23 protein-coding genes, 2 pseudogenes and 1 riboswitch are annotated in these 23,762 nt (G+C 37.5%); of the genes and pseudogenes, 12 read left to right on the top strand and 13 right to left on the bottom strand.

The features are described from left to right. Nucleotides 1-2: 2 nt before the first annotated feature. The 7 genes and pseudogenes from ACW2QC_RS16760 to ACW2QC_RS16730 form a co-directional block, all read right to left on the bottom strand. Complete coding sequence (locus ACW2QC_RS16760; RefSeq protein ID WP_457545090.1) at nucleotides 3-713, bottom strand: hypothetical protein; 711 nt, start codon at nucleotides 711-713, stop codon at nucleotides 3-5. A gap of 497 nt (nucleotides 714-1,210) precedes the next feature. After that, nucleotides 1,211-1,345 (bottom strand): hypothetical protein, encoded by a 135-nt coding sequence (locus ACW2QC_RS16755; RefSeq protein ID WP_457545089.1) that lies wholly within the window; start codon nucleotides 1,343-1,345, stop codon nucleotides 1,211-1,213. Nucleotide 1,346: 1 nt separating this feature from the next. Next, nucleotides 1,347-2,094, bottom strand: a pseudogene (locus ACW2QC_RS16750) (ABC transporter permease). Then, nucleotides 2,094-2,384: a thiamine-binding protein gene (locus tag ACW2QC_RS16745; RefSeq protein WP_457545088.1), complete on the bottom strand. Its 291-nt coding sequence runs from the start codon at nucleotides 2,382-2,384 to the stop codon at nucleotides 2,094-2,096. Before ACW2QC_RS16745 ends, ACW2QC_RS16750 begins: the two are co-directional and overlap by 1 nt. 59 nt (nucleotides 2,385-2,443) lie before the next feature. Next, a pseudogene (locus ACW2QC_RS16740) lies at nucleotides 2,444-2,938 on the bottom strand (ABC transporter substrate-binding protein); the annotation flags it as partial. Between the two features lie 170 nt (nucleotides 2,939-3,108). Continuing rightward, a riboswitch (TPP riboswitch) is annotated at nucleotides 3,109-3,218 on the bottom strand. A gap of 68 nt (nucleotides 3,219-3,286) precedes the next feature. Beyond that, a complete protein-coding gene (locus ACW2QC_RS16735; RefSeq protein WP_457545087.1) occupies nucleotides 3,287-3,880 on the bottom strand; it encodes a Dph6-related ATP pyrophosphatase in 594 nt (197 codons plus the stop codon). A gap of 239 nt (nucleotides 3,881-4,119) precedes the next feature. Then, complete coding sequence (locus ACW2QC_RS16730) at nucleotides 4,120-5,559, bottom strand: sodium/proline symporter (RefSeq protein ID WP_457545086.1); 1,440 nt, start codon at nucleotides 5,557-5,559, stop codon at nucleotides 4,120-4,122. A gap of 349 nt (nucleotides 5,560-5,908) precedes the next feature. On the opposite strand from ACW2QC_RS16730, the gene ACW2QC_RS16725 reads away from it, so the two are divergent. Both ACW2QC_RS16725 and yidC read left to right on the top strand, forming a co-directional pair. Beyond that, a complete protein-coding gene (locus tag ACW2QC_RS16725; protein ID WP_457545085.1) occupies nucleotides 5,909-6,292 on the top strand; it encodes a hypothetical protein in 384 nt (127 codons plus the stop codon). Further along, a complete protein-coding gene (gene yidC / locus ACW2QC_RS16720) occupies nucleotides 6,229-7,023 on the top strand; it encodes a membrane protein insertase YidC (RefSeq protein ID WP_457545084.1) in 795 nt (264 codons plus the stop codon). The genes ACW2QC_RS16725 and yidC overlap by 64 nt, the downstream gene beginning before the upstream one ends. A 61-nt stretch (nucleotides 7,024-7,084) precedes the next feature. Here yidC and ACW2QC_RS16715 read toward each other — a convergent pair whose 3' ends face one another. After that, complete coding sequence (locus ACW2QC_RS16715; RefSeq protein ID WP_457545083.1) at nucleotides 7,085-7,297, bottom strand: hypothetical protein; 213 nt, start codon at nucleotides 7,295-7,297, stop codon at nucleotides 7,085-7,087. A gap of 14 nt (nucleotides 7,298-7,311) precedes the next feature. Then, nucleotides 7,312-7,701 carry a DUF2642 domain-containing protein gene (locus ACW2QC_RS16710; protein ID WP_457545082.1) on the bottom strand — a complete coding sequence of 130 codons (390 nt, stop codon included), beginning with the start codon at nucleotides 7,699-7,701 and terminating at the stop codon, nucleotides 7,312-7,314. 346 nt (nucleotides 7,702-8,047) lie between these two features. On the opposite strand from ACW2QC_RS16710, the gene ACW2QC_RS16705 reads away from it, so the two are divergent. Both ACW2QC_RS16705 and ACW2QC_RS16700 read left to right on the top strand, forming a co-directional pair. Further along, nucleotides 8,048-8,239, top strand: coding sequence for a hypothetical protein (locus tag ACW2QC_RS16705; protein WP_457545081.1), 192 nt, complete (start codon nucleotides 8,048-8,050; stop codon nucleotides 8,237-8,239). Between the two features lie 447 nt (nucleotides 8,240-8,686). Further along, nucleotides 8,687-9,094 carry a spore coat protein gene (locus ACW2QC_RS16700; RefSeq protein ID WP_457545126.1) on the top strand — a complete coding sequence of 136 codons (408 nt, stop codon included), beginning with the start codon at nucleotides 8,687-8,689 and terminating at the stop codon, nucleotides 9,092-9,094. A 345-nt stretch (nucleotides 9,095-9,439) separates the two neighbouring features. On the opposite strand, the gene ACW2QC_RS16695 is transcribed toward ACW2QC_RS16700, so the two are convergent. Next, the gene (locus ACW2QC_RS16695) at nucleotides 9,440-10,375 is read right to left on the bottom strand and encodes a Gfo/Idh/MocA family oxidoreductase (RefSeq protein ID WP_457545080.1); all 936 of its coding nucleotides are present in this window, start codon (nucleotides 10,373-10,375) and stop codon (nucleotides 9,440-9,442) included. A 146-nt stretch (nucleotides 10,376-10,521) separates the two neighbouring features. Between ACW2QC_RS16695 and ACW2QC_RS16690 the strand changes: the two genes are divergently transcribed. From ACW2QC_RS16690 to ACW2QC_RS16675, 4 genes are all read left to right on the top strand, one after another. Further along, complete coding sequence (locus ACW2QC_RS16690; RefSeq protein ID WP_457545079.1) at nucleotides 10,522-11,445, top strand: glycosyltransferase family protein; 924 nt, start codon at nucleotides 10,522-10,524, stop codon at nucleotides 11,443-11,445. A gap of 19 nt (nucleotides 11,446-11,464) precedes the next feature. Further along, the gene (locus ACW2QC_RS16685; protein WP_457545078.1) at nucleotides 11,465-12,142 is read left to right on the top strand and encodes an acyltransferase; all 678 of its coding nucleotides are present in this window, start codon (nucleotides 11,465-11,467) and stop codon (nucleotides 12,140-12,142) included. Nucleotides 12,143-12,361: 219 nt separating this feature from the next. Continuing rightward, nucleotides 12,362-13,582, top strand: coding sequence for a glycosyltransferase (locus ACW2QC_RS16680; protein WP_457545077.1), 1,221 nt, complete (start codon nucleotides 12,362-12,364; stop codon nucleotides 13,580-13,582). 619 nt (nucleotides 13,583-14,201) lie between these two features. After that, complete coding sequence (locus tag ACW2QC_RS16675) at nucleotides 14,202-15,209, top strand: D-glucuronyl C5-epimerase family protein (RefSeq protein WP_457545076.1); 1,008 nt, start codon at nucleotides 14,202-14,204, stop codon at nucleotides 15,207-15,209. 125 nt (nucleotides 15,210-15,334) lie between these two features. On the opposite strand, the gene ACW2QC_RS16670 is transcribed toward ACW2QC_RS16675, so the two are convergent. Then, the gene (locus ACW2QC_RS16670; RefSeq protein ID WP_457545075.1) at nucleotides 15,335-16,414 is read right to left on the bottom strand and encodes a dTDP-glucose 4,6-dehydratase; all 1,080 of its coding nucleotides are present in this window, start codon (nucleotides 16,412-16,414) and stop codon (nucleotides 15,335-15,337) included. 162 nt (nucleotides 16,415-16,576) lie between these two features. Further along, a complete protein-coding gene (locus ACW2QC_RS16665; protein WP_457545074.1) occupies nucleotides 16,577-17,332 on the bottom strand; it encodes an SDR family NAD(P)-dependent oxidoreductase in 756 nt (251 codons plus the stop codon). A 371-nt stretch (nucleotides 17,333-17,703) separates the two neighbouring features. Here ACW2QC_RS16665 and ACW2QC_RS16660 point away from each other — a divergent pair, with 371 nt between their 5' ends. Beyond that, complete coding sequence (locus tag ACW2QC_RS16660) at nucleotides 17,704-18,708, top strand: glycosyltransferase family 4 protein (protein WP_457545073.1); 1,005 nt, start codon at nucleotides 17,704-17,706, stop codon at nucleotides 18,706-18,708. Nucleotides 18,709-18,754: 46 nt separating this feature from the next. On the opposite strand, the gene wecB is transcribed toward ACW2QC_RS16660, so the two are convergent. Further along, nucleotides 18,755-19,828, bottom strand: coding sequence for a non-hydrolyzing UDP-N-acetylglucosamine 2-epimerase (gene wecB / locus ACW2QC_RS16655; RefSeq protein ID WP_457545072.1), 1,074 nt, complete (start codon nucleotides 19,826-19,828; stop codon nucleotides 18,755-18,757). A 189-nt stretch (nucleotides 19,829-20,017) separates the two neighbouring features. On the opposite strand from wecB, the gene ACW2QC_RS16650 reads away from it, so the two are divergent. The 3 genes from ACW2QC_RS16650 to ACW2QC_RS16640 form a co-directional block, all read left to right on the top strand. Next, nucleotides 20,018-21,238: a glycosyltransferase gene (locus tag ACW2QC_RS16650; RefSeq protein WP_457545071.1), complete on the top strand. Its 1,221-nt coding sequence runs from the start codon at nucleotides 20,018-20,020 to the stop codon at nucleotides 21,236-21,238. Between the two features lie 112 nt (nucleotides 21,239-21,350). Continuing rightward, complete coding sequence (locus tag ACW2QC_RS16645; protein WP_457545070.1) at nucleotides 21,351-22,691, top strand: nucleotide sugar dehydrogenase; 1,341 nt, start codon at nucleotides 21,351-21,353, stop codon at nucleotides 22,689-22,691. Further along, nucleotides 22,681-23,762, top strand: a 1,082-nt coding sequence (locus tag ACW2QC_RS16640) for a DegT/DnrJ/EryC1/StrS family aminotransferase (protein ID WP_457545069.1), incomplete at its 3' end; no start/stop codon positions are given. The genes ACW2QC_RS16645 and ACW2QC_RS16640, both read left to right, overlap by 11 nt.

The following is a 23,762-nucleotide window of genomic DNA, read 5'->3' as shown; positions in this document are numbered from 1 at the left end:
AGTCACCATCTACAGTTCCTCCAATGTCTAGTAGTTGCCCCTAAAAAGCCAGTATAATCAGGGTATCTATAAACTAGTACACTATCTTTTAATTCACATGTGTCATTTACATTATAATATGTTTTTGCATCAAACCAAATATCATGAATACCGTAACTAACCATATTGCTTGCTATTCCCGAAACGGTTCCTACAAGGTACGCTGCACCTGCATTAGCTATTCCATTAGTTAAAAATCCAGTTAAAGCACCTACACATGCAGAAAAACTAGTATATAGTGCTGATCTTGATGCTCTCCAACCTCCGGCGGGCATCCATTTACTTCCTCCCCCACCACCAGCATCGTTTGAAAAGGTTGTTATAGGTGGTTCACTTTTGTTACTTGTGTTATCAATTGTATTATCTTGAGTTGTTGGTTCGATGGAGTTCTCTATATCTTCGTCAGTTATAACTGTTTCCTTTCCATCACTATCTGTAGCTATAAAACGAGCTTCCCCATCTTCATTGATCCACTCAAGATACTCAATATTACCTGTCTTTTCTTCAGTTATCTTTATCTTATAATAGTTATCGTTTTCTTCAACAGTTTCAAGTGTATAGTCATCTACCTCTGTAATTTTACTAGAATCTAGTTCATTTGCCGAAACACTTGAAAAAGATTGTGTAAGAAATAACACCGCAATTATAAAAAACAAACTAATCTTCTTTTTCATTTTATTTCTCCCCCTTTAACAATAAATGGTAGCTACTTATTATGTTGATACATGAAATTAGTTATGCGGACTCGGAGATGTAGGTGATAGATAAAAGTGATCAAAAGTATACTTTTGGTCATTCATTGGAACTAGTTCATATATTATTGTAAAATACTTATTTATGTGAATAAACAGAATAGTATAAAAAGGGTATATATTACCCATGATGCTAGTTTTTATTTCCTATAACAAAATGGGGCAATTTTCCCCTATACCCAACCCTAAATAATATGTCTCTAAGACTCTTGCAAGACGTTCAGGTGTTCAAAAGGAATTAACTTGATTTAACTAAACTAATATTCAACGAAGGATGACTGCGAACTAGTATTTTATAACAAGTTCCATAAGGATAAAACGTATATTGAAATTAAACTTTATGAGGATTGGGTTCCGTTTCTAGTTATTTCCAGGGTATTAGGTAAGACTGATAAGACACTAAATAAAATATAGATGGATTAAGTATATATTCCGCTACCAGATGGTCCTAGTCTGGAAACAAATTCACCCTCATGTACGGTAAATGATACATCGTTCAATATCACATTTTGGTTATATGATTTTGTTAGGTTGTCGATTTTTAGTTTCCCCATCTCAATTCCCCTCTGATTTCCAATTAAGAATTCTTTTTTCTATCAAAGCGATCAACGAAAAGAACAAGAGACTCAAAATCATGACAAAAAATATCGCAACAAAAACGCGATCGGTCCGAAATGATGATGAGGCCAATGTCATATAGACGCCTATTCCCTCATTCGCACCAAGCCATTCGGAAATAACCGCTCCCATTACACTGTAGGTTGCCGAGATTTTTAATCCAGAAAATAAAGACGGCAACGCACTGGGGATTTCCAATTTGGTAAAAATCTGCCTTTTGTTTGCTCCGGCCATTTGCATATAATGAAGCAAATCACGGTCCGTTTGCCGAAATCCATCCAATGATGCAACAGCGATAGGAAAGAAGCAAACCAATGTAATGACAATTATCTTAGGTAGCAAACCAAATGACTAGGAGCGGAGCAAGCACAATAATCGGGATATTTTGTGACAGGATCATCAATGGAAAAAACGCTTCGTGAACAAATGGGACAAGGTGCAGACAAACAGCAACAAGAATCCCAACGCTTATTCCGATCAAAAAGCCAATAACCGATAATGTAATGGTTGAGACTAAATGATGTTGATACACTTGCCAACCTTCTATACCTGTTTGAATTATTTGTGATGGTGCAGGAAGGAGCCAATCCGGTATATTAAAAAGAATACTGAAAAGCTCCCACGCACTGAACAAAAGGAGGAGAACCACAGCCGGTTTCCATCCTTTTTTAATGATTCCTTTCATTAGCGATATTTCTCCGTCAATTCAGATATTGAAGCTCCATCTGGTTTATGAAACACTTTCACCTGTGAAATAATACTTTCACACCCGCTTTCCGTCATTTTAGTATTCATTTTTTCGATAATTGACAGAAGTTCCGGCAAATCGCCTTCCATTGTAGTTTCAAGTGGATTCACCTCATATTTCACTCCTGATTGAGCAATAACCTCTATTGCAGCATCTACATATGGAATCGGATCTTCCCCGTTTTTTGTCTTTGGTATAATTTGAACACTAACTAACGCATTTGCCACTTAAATACCCTCCTATTTTGGTAAAAATTCATTTGTAAAAGCTTTTTCGCTATCTAGTTGTTTCCCATATTGACAATATCCACCTCATCAGCGGAAGCATTCTCTTGGTTCATAAGGGATGTAAGAACAGCCTTCTCAACTGGCGCACCCCAACCACCATACGTTTTCCCCGCAAAGTCTTTAGGTGATGTGATTTCTTTTTCTTTTGGTGAGGCAAAACCGGATGTATTATGCTGGATCACTGCCACCTTGCACACGTGCTTCTGTAATACTTTCCTGCGCACCCACACCAAAATCGGCCTTTCCTGATGCGACAAGCTGATCAGCCCCAACTTCTCCTGGCATCATAATTTCCACGTCCAGTCCTTGTCATTAAAATATCCCTTTTTCTGTGCAACATAAATGCCAGTATGATTCGTATTTGGTGTCCAGTCCAAAACGAACTTTATTTTCTGCTTGGCGTTCTCATCTTGATCCGCACTCTTTGACTCATTGTTATCGTTACATGCCACAAGAATGGTAACCATAATTAATAACATTAAAAGCTTCTTCATTTCCTATCCTCCATGTATTTGTAATATTGTTTAGGAAAATGATCGGCACAAAGGTTTAAAAATGACAATAAAAAAACACCACCATTTTTAAACCTGGGGTGCATACAAAAAAGAAAGATTTACCTTTTCTTTTAATTCGTGCTCAAATGTGTCATTTTTACCGGACTTTTTGAACAACCTTTGATGTTCCCTACGCTGGTTTCAGCCAGATCAGGTTCCAAGGGTCAGTATCTATCGGATACAATCTCAACCAGCTCAACTGGTCCCCCCACAAAATCTATTTAATTTTGATCTTACATGTTTAAAGGTACTACATTACGATACCGTTTTCAAGAAGATTCATAATATTCAAACCAGATCGTTAAAGATTGGCCCGCCAAATACCGTTGTATGATATTCTCCCGATTCCCCCAGCGGACAAACATCCTTCTTGCTAATATCAGTAATAAACGATTCATCTATAAGACGACCAATCCAGCTTTCCGGAAGTTTTGTATTATCTACTTTGATAACCCGTGCCTGAAACTTTGAAGCTACAAATTCTCTTAATAGATCCAATACCTCATGTTGATCCGTCCACAATGGGTAAATCGGTGCTACACCAGCTTTTTCTGCAACTTGCTCTCCCCACTCACGATGTCCTTCTAAATAAATATCACCAAATGCAACACTATCAATCTTATTGTTCTTTTTTAAATCTTGTAACGTACGAACAAAATCCTGTGTATATTCCGTAAAGTCTGTCTTGATAAAATGAACCGGAATCCCAATACGTTCAGCCTGTTTTTCAATTTGATCAAGCTTCTCCCCGTGTGCGACTGTTTCCTGTTTTTCTTGCCATATCGTCGTAATGAGACAAGAAACATCGTAACCTTGTTGTTGCAAACGATATAATGCTAAACAACTATCTTTCCCACCGCTGAATGATAAAGCTATTTTCATGACTACTGGCTCCTTCTTCTACTTATTACCTATACTATATCATTCAAACCTAAAAGAAAGAAAGCCAGTGGTCAGCTGGCTCTCCCCAGGAGGTTTCATGGGTTGTAATAAATCTTCCACAAGTCTTGTTTCGATTTATACTTTATTCTATGTGCACGCTTCCTCACTTGTATTGGTATTTTCCTCAAGACAACCGTACATTTAAGCAGAATCTAGTCTATTTATAACAAGATTTTGTTTCATCGTTTAACAGTCTTTTTATCCGGAAACAACAAGCTGAATACAATCCCAAAAAATGCAGCGATAAAAAAGGTTGAGAACTTAGATGTAATGATGCCATCTAATGGTGTGCTGATCCATAAAACGGTAAAAACAAACCCAGAAATAATCGTTGCAACAACCCCAATTCCAGAATACCGTTTCCAGAAAAAGGTCATTAATATTGCTGGTGACAAGGTACAGCCCACACCTGCCCAAGCCCAGCTGACGATGAGATACAACAGGGAGTCTGAGGCTAGTGCAATAATCATGCCGATAATTCCTGACACGAGTACAATGATCCGTGAGATCGATAATAATTGTTTATCAGTTAAATTCATTCCAAGTGCCTTATGAATAATATCCTCACTTACTGAACTCGTGACAACCATCAACTGTGAATTCGCCGTCGTAATGATTGCCGCCATTATTCCTGCTAACAGTAATCCCGCAATCCAAGGTGGCAGCAAATCAAGGATCATATGTGGCAGAATCGTCTCTACATCGGCAAACGAACCTTGACTATACATTGCAATCGCCGCAAGTCCAATCAGAAATGCACCAGTATAGGCCATGATCGTCCAAATAATCGCAACGGAAATACCTTGTTTTGCCTCTTTTTCATTTTTCAGCGCCATAAATCTTGTACTAAGTTGTGGCTGGCCGCCTAAATAACCGAAAAACCAGGAGAAATTATTAAAAAACAAAACGCCAAGAGCAAAACCTGTCGCACCGCCAAACCATGAATCAAACGAATCCCCTGCATCTGCAAGTGATTGACTAATCGACAGATCATGAGTGCCGATATAAATAAGTGCAATAATCGGCAGCACACAAAGCGTGATCAACATCATAATACTTTGAATCATGTCCGTCCATACAACAGATAAAAAGCCACCAAAATAAGCAATTGCGAGAACGACGATTGTCGCCAATATGATCCCAACCGTCTCATTCATTTCAAATGTTGTCAAAAACAACTTTCCAGCCCCAGCAAGCTGTGCCCCTACATAGAACATAAAAAAGCTGGCAATTAAAATACTAGCAATCCACCGTATCAAGTTGGCCTTTTCTCCAAACTTAACGGCCAAATAATCCGGCAGAGTTAAGACGTTATGTTTATCCGTTTCCCGCATGAATTTTCGTGCGAGAAAAAGCCATGCGAAAATAATTCCCAAGGCAATACCAGCAGCAACCCAGATTCCGGCAAGTCCGGTAGTAAAAACAAATCCAGTAAAACCTAATAGCAGCCATGCAGATTCACCAGTCGCTCGTTCCGAAAATGCCAATACCCAGCCAGGCAGTTTTTTCCCACCTAAAAGAAATACAGAATGGTCCATCTTTGTCCGGCTTGTCGCATAACCAATTCCTATAATAACAATAAAATAGATAATAAATTCAATGACAATAATATTATTCATCAATCTTAACCTCCTTAACTCATATACCCCATAGACTTAAAGCTATCTGAAGGTTACGTTGTCTTTCCCCCTTTCATTCTTAAAATATTCTTCTTACAAATTTATGTACTTAAAAAAGAGATAAGAACGGGCAATGATATATTTCAGCCTATAAATTCAATTTGACCTAGATTCTGTTTTACATTTAATTAGACGAATATAAATGACGCTATTTGGAAAGTGTGTTAATTAATCAAAAAATACTTTATAATTGTAGTGGACAACTAAACAAAAACTTGAAACCAAATACAGCTTTGATTCGTATAGGAGTTATCACCATATTCGTTGAATAAAAAGGAGGTGAATACAGATGATTGAATTACTGGGTCAACTGACAGGGGATGTTTCTCCACTTTACTTGTATCTAGGCATAGCTTTATCAATGATATGTGCATATCGTGGCATATCGATAAATTTACATCAGATCAATCAAAACAATGAAATGTTTACCAGACAATGGCATGCGATCGAATTTCGTTTACTTCCAATGCAGGAAGAACTCGGTGTGAATACCGAAATTCAAAATTGGATCACGACAAAAACGAAACGAATAGAAGCCCCGGATGATGATACAGACAGTCATTCCTTCTCGTTATCAACTGCAAACAAGATAAAACGAGGAGGACAACAATGGAAAGAAAATCTGTATTCACAATCCTTACAAAATATAGCTTTATCGGTTTTACCTTATTAATCGTCTTAACGGGATGCCAAGGAGCAAATGGTGATCCAATCAGTGCTGATTCACCTGGCTTTTTCGATCATTATTTCGTTTATCCTTTTTCCTTGTTAATTAAAGTACTCGCTTCGTTGTTAAATGACAACTTTGGCTTATCGATTATTGTTATTACTTTGCTTGTTCGGCTTATATTGATGCCTTTCATGTTAAAGCAAATGAAAAGCAGCAATCAGATGCGTGAGAAAATGAACGTTATGAAGCCGGAAATTGATGCAATTAAGGAGAAATATAAAGACAAAAAAGATAAAGAATCACAAATGAAAATGCAGCAGGAAACGATGGAACTTTACCAAAAACATCAGATGAATCCAATTGCTTCTCTAGGCTGTTTACCAATGATCATTCAAGTTCCAATTTTCATCGGCCTTTACTATGCAATCCGGCGAACTCCGGAAATTGCGACACACAGCTTTCTCTGGTTTAACTTAGGGCAAACCGATGTTATTTTGCCATTTATCGCTGCAGCTATCTATTTATTGCAGGCGATGGTTTCACGAATTGGAATGGATCCAAAACAGAAAAAACAAATGGCGTTATTTAGTTTTATTTCGCCAATTATGATTTTTATTGTCTCATTTAATTTCCCTGCCGCTTTGCCATTATATTGGGCAGTAAGTGGACTGTTCTTAGTTTTTCAAACATTAATTTCAAAAAAACTATATCTAAAAAAAGAAGAAGAATCATAAAAAAACAGCACTTCCAAAACGGAAGTGCTGTTTTGATTTGCTATAGACTCAACTAATTATCCTACGCTACTGCGGTAAAACGGATAAAATCAATCGCATCTACTGACGTATATAGTTTCGTATTTTCTCCATAACCACTGCTAACATCAAGGACTAACACCAATTCATCTGTAACTGTTGAGAGAATGCCTTCTATTAAATTATTATCTGTAGCTACCTCAACACGTGAACCAATTCTTGTCGCTAGTTCCGCAGCAAAAGTATCTGCAAACATCTAAATCCCTCCTCTTATATTTCACTAACAAATTCGACTTTTTCCATGCGGACTAATACTTGATCTCCAGAACTTTCAATAATTGCAATATAGTCATCTCTTACAGCAATTAATGTTCCGGTTACCATACCAAATGGGGTCGTCACTTGTACTGTTTCATTGACCAAATCTAATAATACGTCGCGAAGTGTATTAGGTGTACCTGGCGTGCTTGGAGGAGGTGTTTCTGTTCCACCATCTGTATCGCCATCTGTATCGCCATTTCCTACGCCGATATTGAAGTCGACATCTAATCCTGGTAAATCAAGTGAAAAATCATTACTTACCCCACTACTTGAAGCAATATTTTGTGACAATTGGTTAAGAAACCTCAATAGATTTGTCTGACGATCTGTGAGTGCCAACTGTATCCATCCTTTCTGTTAATATAATATCTATCTCTATTTACCTTATTCTTATTCCGTCCTTCTGTAAGGGCATTTACCATCCAATCCTAGCTAATTCCACCAATATCCTATACATATAGATAGATAACTAGGTTTACCCTTTTGTTGCTTTATGCTCCGCAGCCCGAATACATTTTACTTTCCAGTGGCTGCTTGTATGGATACGGTCTTTTTAAATAAAAGTACGTACACATTAAGATTGAGTAGCTATTATCAACAGAATAAGCAAAACTAGACTATTAGCTAACACGATCAGTTTTCGTACGAATATACTATATAAAAATAAGTTCTGGAGGTGGAATAAATGAGTAATGAAAATAAAGCATCAAGACCAATTATAGATATGCTTGTGGATTCAACATTAAAGAAACACGGGGCAACATTAGAGCCAAGTAAAATTGACCCCAAGGAAAAAGAACAAATTAAAAAAATGGTTGACAACTTAAGGAAAAGTGTCGAGGATTTATCGCGTGAAGAGAAAGAAGAAAAAGAATAAATTTGGCACCAATAGTCTATTGATTGATATCAGATTTACCCTACAACGCTTAGGGTATATATCTATAAATATAGTAACACTAGCCCGGATTAAACAGCATAATCCGGGCTAACTTATGTATATCTCCTCTTATTTTAAAAATAGGTTTCTATGATAAGACAATCACCCTTACTCTTTGAAACCTAATACATAACATAAAGTAAACGGCAAGAAGGAGGAGAGATAATGGTAATGTATAATCACCAAAAAAATTTTTTGCTAGCAAGAGAAAGAGCTCATGCTCATAGAGGTAAAGTAGATCTATGTGATAATCGTTGTGACAATCATTGTGATAATCGCTGTGATAGTCGGTGCGATCATTGCGACCATCATTCAGAACCAAGCCACCATCATGAATCCTGTCATAGACCAGAACCACATCACAAGTGGAATGCATTAGACCCAACGATGGATCACCCTATGTGCGGAAATACGAATGCTGATACAGATGTCACACAAGATCAATCATCACAAGTAAATAACCTTCAAAGCTCTATTGAATCCATTGTTATAAAAGATTCATGTGATGTGGATGTATCATCAACCGACACTCAAGCCGCATTGAACATTCAAGTTGCGCTTCAGGCTGCGATTGCTTTAGTTATTAGTATATCAATAGCAGATAGTAGTACCGGAGATGCTATCACACAAGATCTTTATGCAAAATTAAAATCTAGCCAGGTAAATAAACAACACACTTATATTGAAAATTCACGCGGCGTGAATGTAACGACAAGAGATACAGACATCGCAGTGAATGCCCAACTTCTATTACAAGTATTGATTGCATTAGTTGTTAGATTAGACATCTTGTAATGATAGGTTTCAACACACAACCCCATTTCCTTCCTAGGATAATATAGACGGTATAAACATGATGAAGTCTCATTGCCCAGCACTTCGAGTAGAAGACAAATTGAAAATGAGCGTTGCTAAATAGTATAAAAAACAAAATTTAACAAGACCATCTCCAATTTGGAATGGTCTTTATTTTTTGTCTAAAACAATCACCGCCTTTTAAAACTCCTTGTTTAGATATACAAAAATGCTGCCCGAGGATATCTCAGGCAGCATAAGGAGTTTTATAAAAAATGAATGGGATTTCTGAAATAAATCTTAGTGTTTTGACATACATTTACTACTGGGCCGCTATGCAAAAGGTTACAACTTATTAATAACTTCGCTGATTTCATTGGTGATCATTAATGTTTTCATTCCATCTTTACCGGAAACGAAAGGCTCTGTATCAAATTGAATACAATTTATAAAGTCCAACAGTTGAATTGTTAGTGGTTGTATGGTGTTGTCAACGCGAATCGTTTGCGTTACTGTTACCGGATAATTGTTAGTATTCTCTTTCATAACACGTATCAGATTAATTTCTCCATCTAGGATATTCGCTTCAATAAAAGCATTTTCCGTTAAAATTTTTATTGTTCTCATTTTTTTCTTGGCTTTAAAACTTGCCGTCAGTTGTGCTGTAACTCCCTGTGAAAGTTTGGTAATAACAACAGCATGTTTTGGGGTATTCTCCAATACATTTCCAAGTGCATAGAATTTCACAATTTTATCGTTAAGAAGTTCATGTAAAATATAAAGGTCATGAATCATTAAATCCTTCACAACATCAACCTTTTTCATTCTTTCATCATATGGGTTCAATCGTTGAAAATCAATGCCAATAATAGACTCGCCTTCTAACTCTTTTGTAAGAACTTGAATCAATGGATTAAAAAGTTCAATGTGCCCCACTTGGAGTTTAACGCCTGCTTCAAAGGCTTTTTGGTCTAAATCTTTAGCCTGAGCAACTGTACTCGTAATTGGTTTTTCCATTAACATGTGTACGTGGTGTTTAATACAATTTAAACCGATATCATAATGAAATTCAGTCGGTACAGCAACACTGACGGCATCAACGGATTGCAGCAAGTCATGTATCGATTGAAATTGCTTCACCTTATACCTTTCAGCAACTTGATGCCCTTTTTTTTCATCATTATCATATATACCGACAAGCTGGCAATGATCATGCAGCGATAAATATGTTCGCACATGATTTTCTCCCATATTACCTGTTCCAATTACGCCTACTTTCATAAAATATCTCCTCACTCTTTATAACTGCTCATTGATATCCTATGCACAAGCATTCAGATGAGATAGACTACCATAACAAAAAAAATAAAATTGGCCTTTGTACTGTTATAAAAATACTAGACTTTTAGAAGCGAGGTGAAGAAAGCGTGCTAAATATATTGTTTATCGCCAATGATACATCAGAACAATTACATAAAATGTATTATTATTTGGAGCAGGAACTCGCCAAGACAGTGAACTTGACAACGTGGAGGAAACCAGGTCATATGGATTATATCTTAAACCAACTACTCACTAGACCCGATTTTATACTACTGTTAAATGACATTGGCCGGCAAATGGAACCTATGATGAACGGCCTATCCCGCACTGGCATTCCCACTGGTCTTTTTGTAAATGATGTTCATCGCCTTGTAAAGCTTAGAAAGAACTATATATCCAAACATAACATTGCTCATTTGTTCACAGTTACAAGGGATAAATTTATCGAGCTATATCCCGAGTTCATCAATAAAATGGAGTGGTTTCCCCACTTTGTTCAGACGGATATTTTTCAAGACTATGGCATGCAAAAAGATATCGATTTATTAATGATGGGAGCGGTTAATGATGTTTATCCCTTAAGGCAAAAAATTTTAAAGGCAAACGAAGGGAATCCAAATTTTGTTTACCATGAGCATCCAGGATACCGGAAATTTAGCAAACATGAAGAAGATCGACATTTTATTGGTCACAGCTATGCAAAAGAGCTAAATCGGGCAAAAATCGTGTTCACCTGTCCATCCATATTTTATTATCCGGTCATAAAATATTTTGAGGTACTTGCTTGTAAATCCCTACTACTTGCACCAACATTTCCAGAATTAGAGGAACTCGGTTTTATACCAAATTATCATTTTGTGCCAATTGATGAAGATAATTTCATGGAAAAAGCCGCCTATTATTTAGCTAATGAAACAGAACGACAACAAATTGCAGAGCAGGGATACCAGTTTATCCGACAAAAGCATTCCGTGAAAATCAGAACAGAACAGCTTGTTAAAAGAATTGAAAGCATAATCCAACAATAAGAGGAAAGGAGGTTTTTACTTGTCTGACATTCCAGAAAGTGCACAACTGGGTAATCATGTCGTGATTGAAGACAATGTAACCATAGGCGAAAATGTTGTGATTGGGCATCATACAACGATTTTGGCAGGAACCCAAATCGGTGATAACGTCTCCATTGGCTGTAATTGTGTCCTGGGAATCAAACCGGCCGTCAGCAAGCGAATGCGAAAGACTTCCAAAATAAACAGGCAACTTGGAATTGGGTCTGGCGTACAAATTGGACATTTAGTATCTATCTATGCCGGAACGAAAATCGAAAATAATGTATTTATCGGTGATCATGCAAGTATTAGAGAAAATGTTTCGGTTGGCAAGGAGTCAGTGGTTGGGAGAGCCGCTATTGTAGAATTAAATACGAAAATAGGAGAATCCTGTACCATTCAAACGCAGGCCTATGTAACAGGAGATACTACACTGGAAGACGATGTTTTTATCGGTCCTTGTGTATCCATGTCTAACGATAAGTACATGGGGGCACAGCAGTATTCTTTAAAAGGACCCTATATTAAAACGGGAGCTAAAATTGGCAATAACGCATCCCTCCTGCCAGGAATTGTAATAGGGTCCAACACCGTTATCGGTGCAGGTGCTGTTGTTACCAAAAATATGGATGATGATATTGTTGCAGCTGGGGTTCCAGCGAAGAAACTAACTTAAAGAGGTTGTTCAAAAAGTCACCAAATAATAAGCGGCGAATCTCTTCGTTGGCTTGCTTTTCTCCTCCTCATGTACCTATTTATGTACACTCCGGGTCTCAAAGCTCGCGCCTCGACCCTTTGACGCACAGGACGTGACGTTCTTAGTCGACCTTGCTTCTAATTTGGCAACTTTTTGAACACGCACTTAAAAGAATATTAAGAGAAAGGTAGGATAACTGTGCCAAAAAAAGTTTGCATGGTTGTAGCATATCATCCATTTATGGACGCGAGAATTTTTAAGAAAGAAGCAAAGAGTCTAAAAAAAAAGGGATACAACGTTACAATGATTGTTCCCAGAAAAAAAGGACATTTATTCGATATCGACGGTACCCCCTTTACGAATAGTTATAGAAATAAAGTTTTTACCTTTGAAGGAATTAAAATTGTCACATACAACTGGGAAAGTTGTGAAAGTCACTTAAATAAAGTTTTAAGCAATGAAGAGGTTTGGGAGGCTCAAGGTTTTAACAATCCTTTAACCCAACTGGCAATTCAGGAAAATGCTGATATCTATCACACCCATGAATACCTCTCCCTTTTTGCTGGAGTTGGTATAAAAAGATTGATGAAGAAACGAAACGGTAAACATGTAAAATTAATTTACGATAGCCATGAATTGACACCCGATCCCTTAGACACCAGATATTCTGAGGAAACGAGAAAGAATCTTCAGCAAAAACTCCTTTCCATGCTTGAAGAAGTAGACTATCTCATCACTGTTTCCGATTCAATTAAATCATGGTATTTAGCGCATAAACCAAAATTACCTATCGAAGTAATCTATAACTCCCCTCCACTCGCCCAAAATCATCTACCGAAAAAATATCATTCAAATAATGTAACGATTGGTTATGAAGGAAATTTTGATGATGAAAATGGGATGAAAGAAAAGATTATCGGCATTACGGAAATGTGTTCGAAAAGAGTCGCATTTCAATTCAAAGTCATTGGTGGAGGCCGCTTTGGTAGTTCATTTTTAATACCCGAACATCTTCAAGATAATATACAACTAACCGGATGGGTTGATTATCATGCCATTCCTGATCATTTGAAAGATGTTGATGTTGGTTGGATTGATCTTCAAAGTGTTGAACATTCCCTGAATCGAAAATACGCTTTACCAAATAAATTCTTTAGCTATCTGAACAACGGTATACCAGTACTTGTGAACAAATGTCATGAAATGGAAAGCTTTATTCGTAAACATCAATGTGGTTTTGTTGTCGATAAGACGAATGCAACAGCTCAAGATTACGCAGAAGCATTGCTACATCTTCAGGAAGATACAAGCAAATTAAAGCAAATGAGTCAAAATGGCCGTAGCATAATGGAAAGCTTGTATTCCTGGGAAAAGATGGAGATTCGATTATTTCGTGTTTACCAACAACTCCTCACGTAAAATCACTTAGGGTCTGTATTTTAACCTTTTAATATAAGGCCCTATTCATAATGTTTGTTACTTTTTAAATTTCGTAGCTGATATAAAATGCGACGTAACTGCTTGGCTCTTTTCTATAAGTACGTGCATTTCCCGCCGTCCGGGATCGTTCCGGGTGGATGCTTTCCGCGGGCACGGCCTCAGCCTCCTTGCCCCGGCGAGGGGTATGTCGACGTTGTCCGCAAAGGACGGTATTAGTCGACCATCCTTTTCCAACCACTCTTTGGTGTCTTCGGACACGTGCTGTTCCCGCAGGAGTCACCACCCTCCACTCACCCGGACTAGTAAAGTGGTAGGATGCGACTTGATATAACACGTACTACTACAGTTAATGGTAGTAAATGCAATACCAGTGGAGGAAATACACGGAGACTCCGGCGGGAGGAAAGGCCTAGGTGAGACCCCTTAGTGCTCAGCTCGAGGAGGCTCAGCAGCCGCCCGCGGAAAGCGTAGTGTATTTCCGGAACGGCGGGAAAGCAATTTCCTAGTTATGTCGCATTTTCTATCTATTGTGTAACAACAATACTTCAAGAAAACAGCATAATATAAAAGAGGTGTAGATCTTTTGGAATCAAAATCAATGAAAACTATTAAAGTAGTAGTACATGAGCAGTTTGAAGCTGCCGGAAAAAAGATTGGAGAAGAATTATATGTACCACTTCCTCTATTAGAAAAGGGATACAATGTCAGTAAAATATGGAATGAAAAAGAGGGCACGTTAAAAATTAATATGACCAATGCAAAAGTATCTGAAATTGAAAACTATGATGCGAAAGGAAACTATTTGCATTATGACAAAAACAGGGTTGAAAATTGGAATGTAACATTTACACCTGAAGGGATACCAAAAACAATTTATCCGCATGGTCAATATTTTAACCCATCGACTATTGCTCAATATGGTCTGCAGCATTACAGTCTTTATTTGAAAAATAATGATGCAGTTAGTAAAGGTAAATTCTTAAAAGTAGCAAATTGGTTTGTAAATCACCAAGATTCCCGAGGAGGTTGGACATATAGATTCGATCATGACTTTTATTCAGATAGATTGGATAAACTAAAAGCTCCATGGTATTCAGCTATAGGTTTAGGGAATGCAATGTCAGTATTATCCCGGGCATACTTTTTAACAAAGAATACGAAATATAGCAGTTGTGCATTGAAAGCCAAAACACTATTTAAAACGCCATCTGCCAATAATGGTGTGCAGGCTAAATTTGAAAATAGATTTTTATTTTATGAAGAATGCCCAACAGATCCTCCTAGCTATATTTTAAACGGCTTTATGTTTGCCTTGATCGGATTATATGATTTATATAAAGCAACTGGCGATAGAGAGATAAAATGGTTATACGATGAAGGAATCATTTCATTAAAGCGAATGCTTCCGTTATATGATTTAGGGAATCGAACAGCATATGATCTAACCCATTATACAACAGATGGAGGATACCCAAATGTAGCAACGTGGGGATATCATATCGGGCATATTCATTTGCTAGCTGCACTGAATTCAATCGAGAAAGACCCGAAAATGAACGAAGCTTTACTAAGATGGAAAGGTTATTTAAAAGGGAACGTCAAATAGAACCATCGTTTATTATAATAGAACACACGAAAAAATAGGTGAGATTTAGCTCACCTCCTTTTTCGTTTTTTTGTTTTTAACTTGCGCTTTATCATTTACATTTTCTGTTGCATTTTTAGTAAATACTAGCCTTTGTTATATTTTGTCTCTTTCACCCAATTTACCGTATGCATGATTCCATTCTTAAAAGGTGTCTTTTGCGTTTGGCCAATCATATCAACAAGTTTTTTCACTGATCCTCGATGACTTTGAACATCTGCCTTCCGAGCAGGCTTTTTAAGAATAGATCCTTTATACTTCATACTATCAACCACGGTTTCCACTACCGTTTTAATCGTTGTTTGCTGATCCGTCGTAACATTTACACATTCACCAGAGGGAATAATAGGAAATACTTTTAATACGATATGAGCCGTATCTTGTACATAAATATAATCTCTTGTCTGTTGGCCATCTCCATGGATCTCTGGAGCAGCTCCTTCTAAGATTTTTTTAATTGTAAGTGGAATGACTCCTGCCATCTCCCCTTCAAAGTTTTGTCTTGGGCCATAGTTATTAAATGGTCGAACAATAAAAGCATCTAAATCAAACATCCTTACATAGGACTGCAGCATCAAATCAGCTGAGGCCTTCCCGGCTGCATATGTTGTCAACGGAATAAGCGGATGTCCTTCATCCATAGGCTGGTATTGAGCCGAACCATATGCCTCTGAAGAAGAAAAGTGACACAATGTTTGAAATGCATTTTTTCGTTGAAGTTCCAATAAATTTTTTAAAACAAGTACATTTGTCAAAAAAGCATTGGCAGGATTTATGAAGGAATAGTTTAGTGGTTTGGTTGCACAGTTAAAGACAATATCAATATCATATTTTTCGATGATGTAGGTAAGTGCTTCCTGATTCTCAGCATTATCTACATAAAGGATTGCCCCGTTATTTAATGCATGATTTAGGTTATCTTTTGTTCCGATGAATAGATTATCCATAATGATGACTTGATTAGCACCCTCTGTTATTAGTTGATCTACCAAATGACTACCAATAAAACCGGCACCTCCAACAACTAAAATGGTGCTATTCTTAATTGATTGTCGTTTCAATCTTTGTCCATTCCTTTCTGCATGTTTATTTAAGGCTCTTTTCGTAATATTTTGTTGCTCTTTCACCGCTACGGAAATACACTTCGCTGGTATAATGCGTTGCAAATTCCAACCTCTAATGCTGGATAAAATAACAAAATTATTAGCCATTTTTTTAATATAGTTGATTTCCGGAGCAGTAGGTGAAGCGCCAATCAAAAAAACTATAAAACAACAAATGTTTCCGATGGGACGAGTAATCACAGTCCCAATCTTGTAGAATCAAGCCTAAAAATTTAATCGGGATTGCCCGCCGTCTACACTTATAGTTGATCCAACAATCCATGATGCTTTATCGGAGGCCAAAAATACGGCAACGTTTCCGATTTCCTCTGTTTTTCCTAGTCTTCCCGCTGGTATTTTATCGCGGGCATAGTTTTCAAGGAAATTAGAATCCTGTTCTATTCTGCGTTGCCACACTTCATTTGGATGATAAATGGCTCCTGGTGCAATTCCAACGACACGAATATTGTGTTGAATTACTTCAGAACTAAAAGCTTTTGTAAAACTTATTAAAGCTGCCTTTGATGCATTATAGGAAGGTAATCCCCCAGCCTCTTTCCCATAGATGGAGGCAACATTAATAATAACTCCATTCTCATTATCTATCATGTGCTTACTAGACAATTGACTTAAATGAACCGCAGCAATGAAATTCAATTCCATCGCTTCTGTAAATACGTTTGGAGTTGTATCTAAAACCCTATTCCCATGACTCGCACCCATATTATTTATGAGAATATCAAACCCATTAAAATCATGAACAAATTCACTTATTAACTGCTCTCTATTTTCATACTTTGCAAGATCACTTTGATAGATTTGTACGCCTAACTCTTTCTTTGCACGTAATAGTTCTGTGTTACTTCTAGCCGCAATTCCAACATGCGCTCCTTCTTCAAGAAAGGCTTTGGCGATTCCCATGCCAATCCCCCTTGAGCCCCCGGTAATTAATACCTTCTTCCCTTTTAAATTTAAATCCATTTTTGACTCCTCCCAAAATCTTGCATCCCCACTTCTTGTTTCCAAAGTTGCTAAACTAGAACAAACTAGACTCCTTAGTTCGTCACGTATCAACTGATATCCTTACATATATCTCCCTATTGAAAGACCCCTCCCCAACATTTCTATCTTCTTAAGCACATTTATTTATATTTGTATGAACAATCCAGCAAAGTTGTTAATACGTTAATACTAATTATTAAGGAAATAATGAAGGATGGAAATAGACAATGATTTATACCTATTTATAATAGTTTCGTGCCTATAAAATAATAGTGAACAACTGTCTCTATCCAGCTTATTCCTGAATAATATGATCTTATTCAACTATCTACACGAAAGGACAGATACATTTGAGAGTACTGCATATTTCTTATGGTTCTCCCATGATTGAATTGTCAAAAGGGTTACAATTAAGAGGAGTTCAGTCAACATCTTGTCACTTTGATGAGCACCCTTTTAACTTCAAACCCGATCTATGTTTAAACCTAAATTTGTTTCCGGCAACAACAAGACGTGCTAAGATAAACCAGTTCCTACAAAAATCAATTCCAGCGTATGACATCTTTCACTTTCATTTTGGTGAAACATTTTTTCCTGATAAAAAGGACTTGGAAATTTTAAAACAAGCTGGGAAGAAAATGGTTGTCCACCATCACGGGTCTGACGTTCGGCTTCTTTCCGTTGCCAAAAAGAATAATCCTTATGTTCGAGTAAAACCGGAATGGACAGAGGAAAAAATAAAAAATAATTTAGCTATTCTATCAAAATATATGGACCATGCGATTGTACAGGATTATGAATTGGAAGGATATATCTCAGATTTCTATAAATACGTCCATGTTATTCCACATGCAATTGATCTCAATCAATTTAAACCGCAATATCCACCAATGAAAAACCCTTCTCCCCTTGTTGTTCATGCGCCAACAAAACGAAATTTAAAAGGGACTGAATCCATTATTGAAGCCGTTAATCAACTACAAAATTCTGGTCTTTCTTTTGATTTCAAACTAATTGAAGGGTTGGATCACCAAGAAACAATGGAACTTTTATCAGCTGCAGATATCGTGATTGATCAGTTACGAATTGGTTCATACGGTTATCTGAGCTCAGAAGCAATGGCATTAGGAAAGCCGGTTATTTGTTATATTAGGGAAGATCTAAAAGCAAAATATCCAGAAGAACTTCCCATTGTTCATGCGAATCCAGATACCATTACAACGGTTTTGCGGGATTTAATCAACCATCCAAATCAATGGAAGAATCTCGGGGTAAAAGGAAGAACCTATGTTGAAAACCATCATCATACACAGAAGGTAATCAATCAGTATCTTGAAATTTACAGCAAGTTGTAAATCCGTTGAATTCATATGATGAAATGGGTGAGCGTTCTCACCCATTTCAAAAGCTTTGCTTGAGAATTTCAATTATTTTTTTCGATGTTTTTCCATCTCCAAAAAGCTGTGGATATTGTTTAGGAACTTGGAACGACTTCACCGTATCAACGATTAATCCCGTATCAGCACCCACCAAGTGGTTCCAGCCAGATCGTACTGTTTCTATCCACTCCGTCTCGTCCCGTACAGTAATACAAGGAACTCGCAACATGTATGCCTCTTTCTGTACCCCACCCGAATCTGTTAATATAGCGTTTGCCTGCGAAGCAATAGCTAACATGTCAAAATAGCGTTGAGGCTCCACAATTTTAACAGGAGTGGATGAAATGAGTTCAGTTAGCCCAAATTGGTTTATTTTCTGTTTTGTTCTAGGGTGTAGCGGAAGAACAACTTCCATATCTAACTGTTGAAAAGCGTTCAAAATTGATTTTAACCGTTTGGGATCATCCGTATTTTCAGCTCGATGAATCGTTGCTAGATAATAATTTGCTTTAGTAAGTGATAATGCTTTTAGTATAGTCGATTGTTGTAGTGCATGTCGTTTAAAACGTAGAACAGCATCATTCATAATATCCCCCGTTCGATATACTCCCTTTTCAATCCCTTCCATTTTCAAATTCTCAACGGCAGTATTTGAAGGGCAAAATAACCAATCTGCAAGGTGATCTGTTACAATCCGATTGATCTCTTCCGGCATACTCTTATTAAAGCTACGCAATCCAGATTCTACATGCGCCACTGGAATATGAAGCTTAGAAGCGGCCAATCCTCCAGCAAGCGTTGAGTTTGTATCGCCATACACCAATACTAAGTCCGGATTAACGTCGATCATAGCCTCCTCCAACCCTATCAGCATTTTACCTGTCTGTTGTCCATGCGATCCAGACCCCACCTCTAAATAATAATCTGGTTTTGGCAACTTCAATTGTGTAAAGAAAATCTCGGACATATTTTCATCATAATGTTGCCCGGTGTGTACAATAACTTCATCCATTTCTGAATCCGATCTTAAACGATCAGATAGCATACACGCCTTGATAAACTGTGGCCGCGCTCCTATAACCGTTAAGATTTTCATTGTTTTCCCCTTCCAAGTAACATTTATTCCATTGTATTCGCCACTTGCTATTTGTGTCTTGGAGTGAAATATAGTAATCAATGAACAAATCAGGTTCTAAACATATTGCACGAAAATACAAATAGGATAGAAATAGCAGGAACACAGATGAATAACAACTTCTATAAGCCTATGCTGGAGGAATAATTTATGAGCAAAAATGTTTGTTTTCTCATAACGGAACATCCTTTTTTAGATGCACGTATTTTTAAAAAGGAAGCAAAAAGTCTTAGTACGCAGGGTTATCAAGTAACGATGATTGTCCCAAGAAAAAATGGCTATCTGTTTGACATTGATGGCAGTATTTTTCGTGACCAGTTCCGATCACCGATATTTTTTCATGAAGGTATCAAAGTAGTTACATATGAACAGATACAACCGGAAAATCAGCTCAAAAATCTTCATTATAATCTTCATTCCGTTGGTCATGACCGTTTTACAGACCCATTAACCAAATTAGGAATTGAACAACAGGCAGATATTTACCACGCCCATGAGTTTTTTTCCCTTTATTCCGGGGTTGGAATTAAACGTGCTTTAACAGCAAATGGAAAAGCGTGTAAATTAATTTATGATAGCCACGAATTAGAACCGGACCCGCTTGTCAAAGAATCCCGTAATACAAATAAGCTAAAAAGTGAAATGCTTGCCTCGATGCTAAACGAATCAGACAGTGTGATCACGGTTTCCGAATCGATTAAATCTCGGTATCAAACGATAAATTCTAAGCTACCAATTGATGTTATCTATAATTCCCCACCGCTAACAACGGAACATAAACCGGGACAGGGTAATCAAACCGACCTGACAATCGCATTTGAAGGTATGATTGATCCAAAACGAGGAAGCTTTAAAAAATTGATGGACATTGCAAAGCTGTGCAACAACATTTTTGATCTGAAAGTCCGGATTATTGGCGGAAGAAAGAAATCAAATAATACGAAAAGCCTTCCTATTCCTCCTCAACTAGCAGACAAAGTAGAACTTACCGGGTGGTTAAACTATGATTCCATCCCCAAAGCAATGCAGTACGCTGATATCGGCTGGATTGATTTAGATGCGGAACATTCTCTGAATAACCGGTATGCCATGCCAAACAAGTTTTTTAGCTATTTAAATAATGGCATTCCCATATTAGTCAATCAATGCAACGATATGAAAAATTTCATTGATACCTATCATTGCGGGTATATCGTAAAAAAAAGGCAGGCTAATGCGACAGATTATGTTCAGGCACTAATTCACCTTCACTCCAACCGCAAGCAAATTTTCGAAATGAGTAAGAACGCACGTAGCGTAATGGAAACGCATTTCAGTTGGGAACAAATGGAGAAAAAATTGGCTGCTGTTTACAACCGATTAGATCGGTAAGTATGCTGTTGTTGGAAAGATCGTGAACCTAACAAAACAGTCCAATCATTTTATTTTTCAGCCACATAAACTGTTAATAAATTTGTTACTATGACAGAAATGAGGTTGAAATATGACAATAGACCAAAACCAATCATCATCAAATGTAGCTGTTGTTGGTCTTGGGAAAATAGGGCTGACTTTAGCTGCCGTTTTTGCCAATAATGACTTTAACGTATTTGGTGCAGATATTAGTAACGACGTTGTAGATTCCGTAAATCAAGGTAAATCCCATATAAACAATGAGCCTGGATTAGATGAGTTGGTCGCAAATGCCCACCAACATCATACATTATCGGCGACGAGTAAAACGATGGAAGCAGTTGCTCAGGCGGATGTAATCGTTGTGATTGTTCCAGTATTAATTGATGAACAAAACAAAATCGATTACCAATTTATTGATTTGGCCGTTCAGGAGATAGCTAAAGGAATTAAAAGAAATTCATTGGTTATTTTTGAAACCACACTTCCCCCTGGGGATACGAAAAATAGGTTTGGAATGAAAATAGCGGAAATCTCTGGTCTGAAATTAGGAACTGATTTTCACCTTGCGTATAGCCCTGAACGAGTTTATTCAAATCGGATTATCCAGGACTTGCGATCTTATCCAAAGGTTGTAGGCGGAATTAATGAGCAAAGTCTTGAACTGGCATCAAACTTTTATCAAAAAGCTTTAGGCTGCCAATTAATTGAAGTAAGCTCATTGGAAACAGCTGAATTTGCGAAGGTTGCTGAGTGTGTATATCGTGACGTAAATATTGCGCTCGCAAATGAACTTGCTCAGTTTGCAGAGAAGCAAAACGTTAACATGTCTGAGGTAATTCCAGCTAGTAATAGTCAACCATACTCGCATATTCATTCACCCGGTATTGGTGTAGGAGGCCATTGCATCCCTATCTATCCTTATTTTTTCATTAATAAGGGATTGGATCAGGGTCTTACCCCATTATCACGGCAAATCAATGACAACATGGCAAACCATGCACTTACAAAAATTGAAAAAGAGATCGGATCATTAGAGGGAAAAAATATCCTTATTCTAGGATTATCATACCGTGAAAATGTCAAGGAGCCAACAAAATCAACAACCATATTACTCATTGACCAACTTAAAAAGAAACAGGCGAATCTATATGTAAATGATCCATTGTTTACCAATCAGGAAATTGCTGGATATGGCGTTACCCCTATATCCCTGGCCGACCCGTTTGTTGCTGAACTGGATGTTGTTATCCTTCAAGCCTTCCATCAGGAATATAGTACGATTGATTTCAGCGATTTTCGCAGTTGTAAACTTGTATTAGACGGTAGAAACAAATTAGATCAAAACACGATAACCAATTTAGGCATAAACTATCAAAGTATCGGAAATCAAACCAACAAAAGGAGGCCGTTAGACGAACATGACAAATGACAAGAAACAAATATCAATGGTTGATTTAACAGCAGAATTAGCGCTAATTAGAAAACCAGTTGTTGAGATGGTAACCGAAGTTTTAGATAGTGGAGAATACATTTTAGGAGAAAAGGGAAAACAACTTGAAAAATTAGTCGCCCAATATGTGGATGCCTCTTATGGACTTGGCACTGCTAACGGAACTGACGCATTGCAATTATCGCTTATGGCATTAAATATTGGACCTGGTGATGAAGTGATCACAACACCATTTACTTTTTTTGCCACTGCTGAAGTAATTGCACAAGTTGGCGCTAAACCAGTTTTTGTTGATATTGATCAAGAAACGTACAATATCGATCCAACAAGAATCGAGGCAGCTATAACGAAAAACACAAAAGCAATCATCGTTGTGCATTTATTTGGGCAAGTTGCAAACATGAACGAAATTATGGATATTGCAAAGGCCCATAAATTACGTGTCATAGAAGATGCCTGCCAAGCAATTGGATCCGAATACGATGGGAAAAGAGTCGGAGCAATTGGCGACATTGGTTGTTTTTCCTTCTTTCCATCAAAAAACCTCGGCGCATTCGGTGACGCTGGGCTAATCGTGACAAATCAACAGGAATTATATGAAAAAATCCACACACTTCGGAATCATGGAAGTGATGCAACCTATCAGCATGCAGCAATCGGTATAAATAGTAGACTTGATGAATTTCAGGCAGCTATTTTGCTAGTTAAATTGTATTATTTAGACATTTTTTTGCACAAACGAAAAGAGATTGCTAAAAGATACACGGAGAATCTGAACGACCGCATCAAACTGCCCCCAATTTCAGAAAACCGGGCGCACACGTTTCACCAATATTGCATCGAACTGGAGGAAAGAGACAAACTCACAGCAGAGCTAAAAAATCACGGTATTGCCTCAGCTATTTATTATCCCGTCCCCTTACACCTGCAAAAAGCCTTTCAGTATCTTCAGTATCAAGAAGGCGACTTCCCAATCGCCGAGCAAACAGCCAAACGCATCATGGCACTCCCCATTTCCCCTATGCTATCCCTCCATGACCAGGATTATAT

It is taken from the genome of Virgibacillus sp. FSP13 (assembly GCF_054048505.1).
The sequence above is the reverse complement of the archived record's forward strand: the minus strand, read 5'-3'. Positions and strand labels throughout refer to the sequence as shown.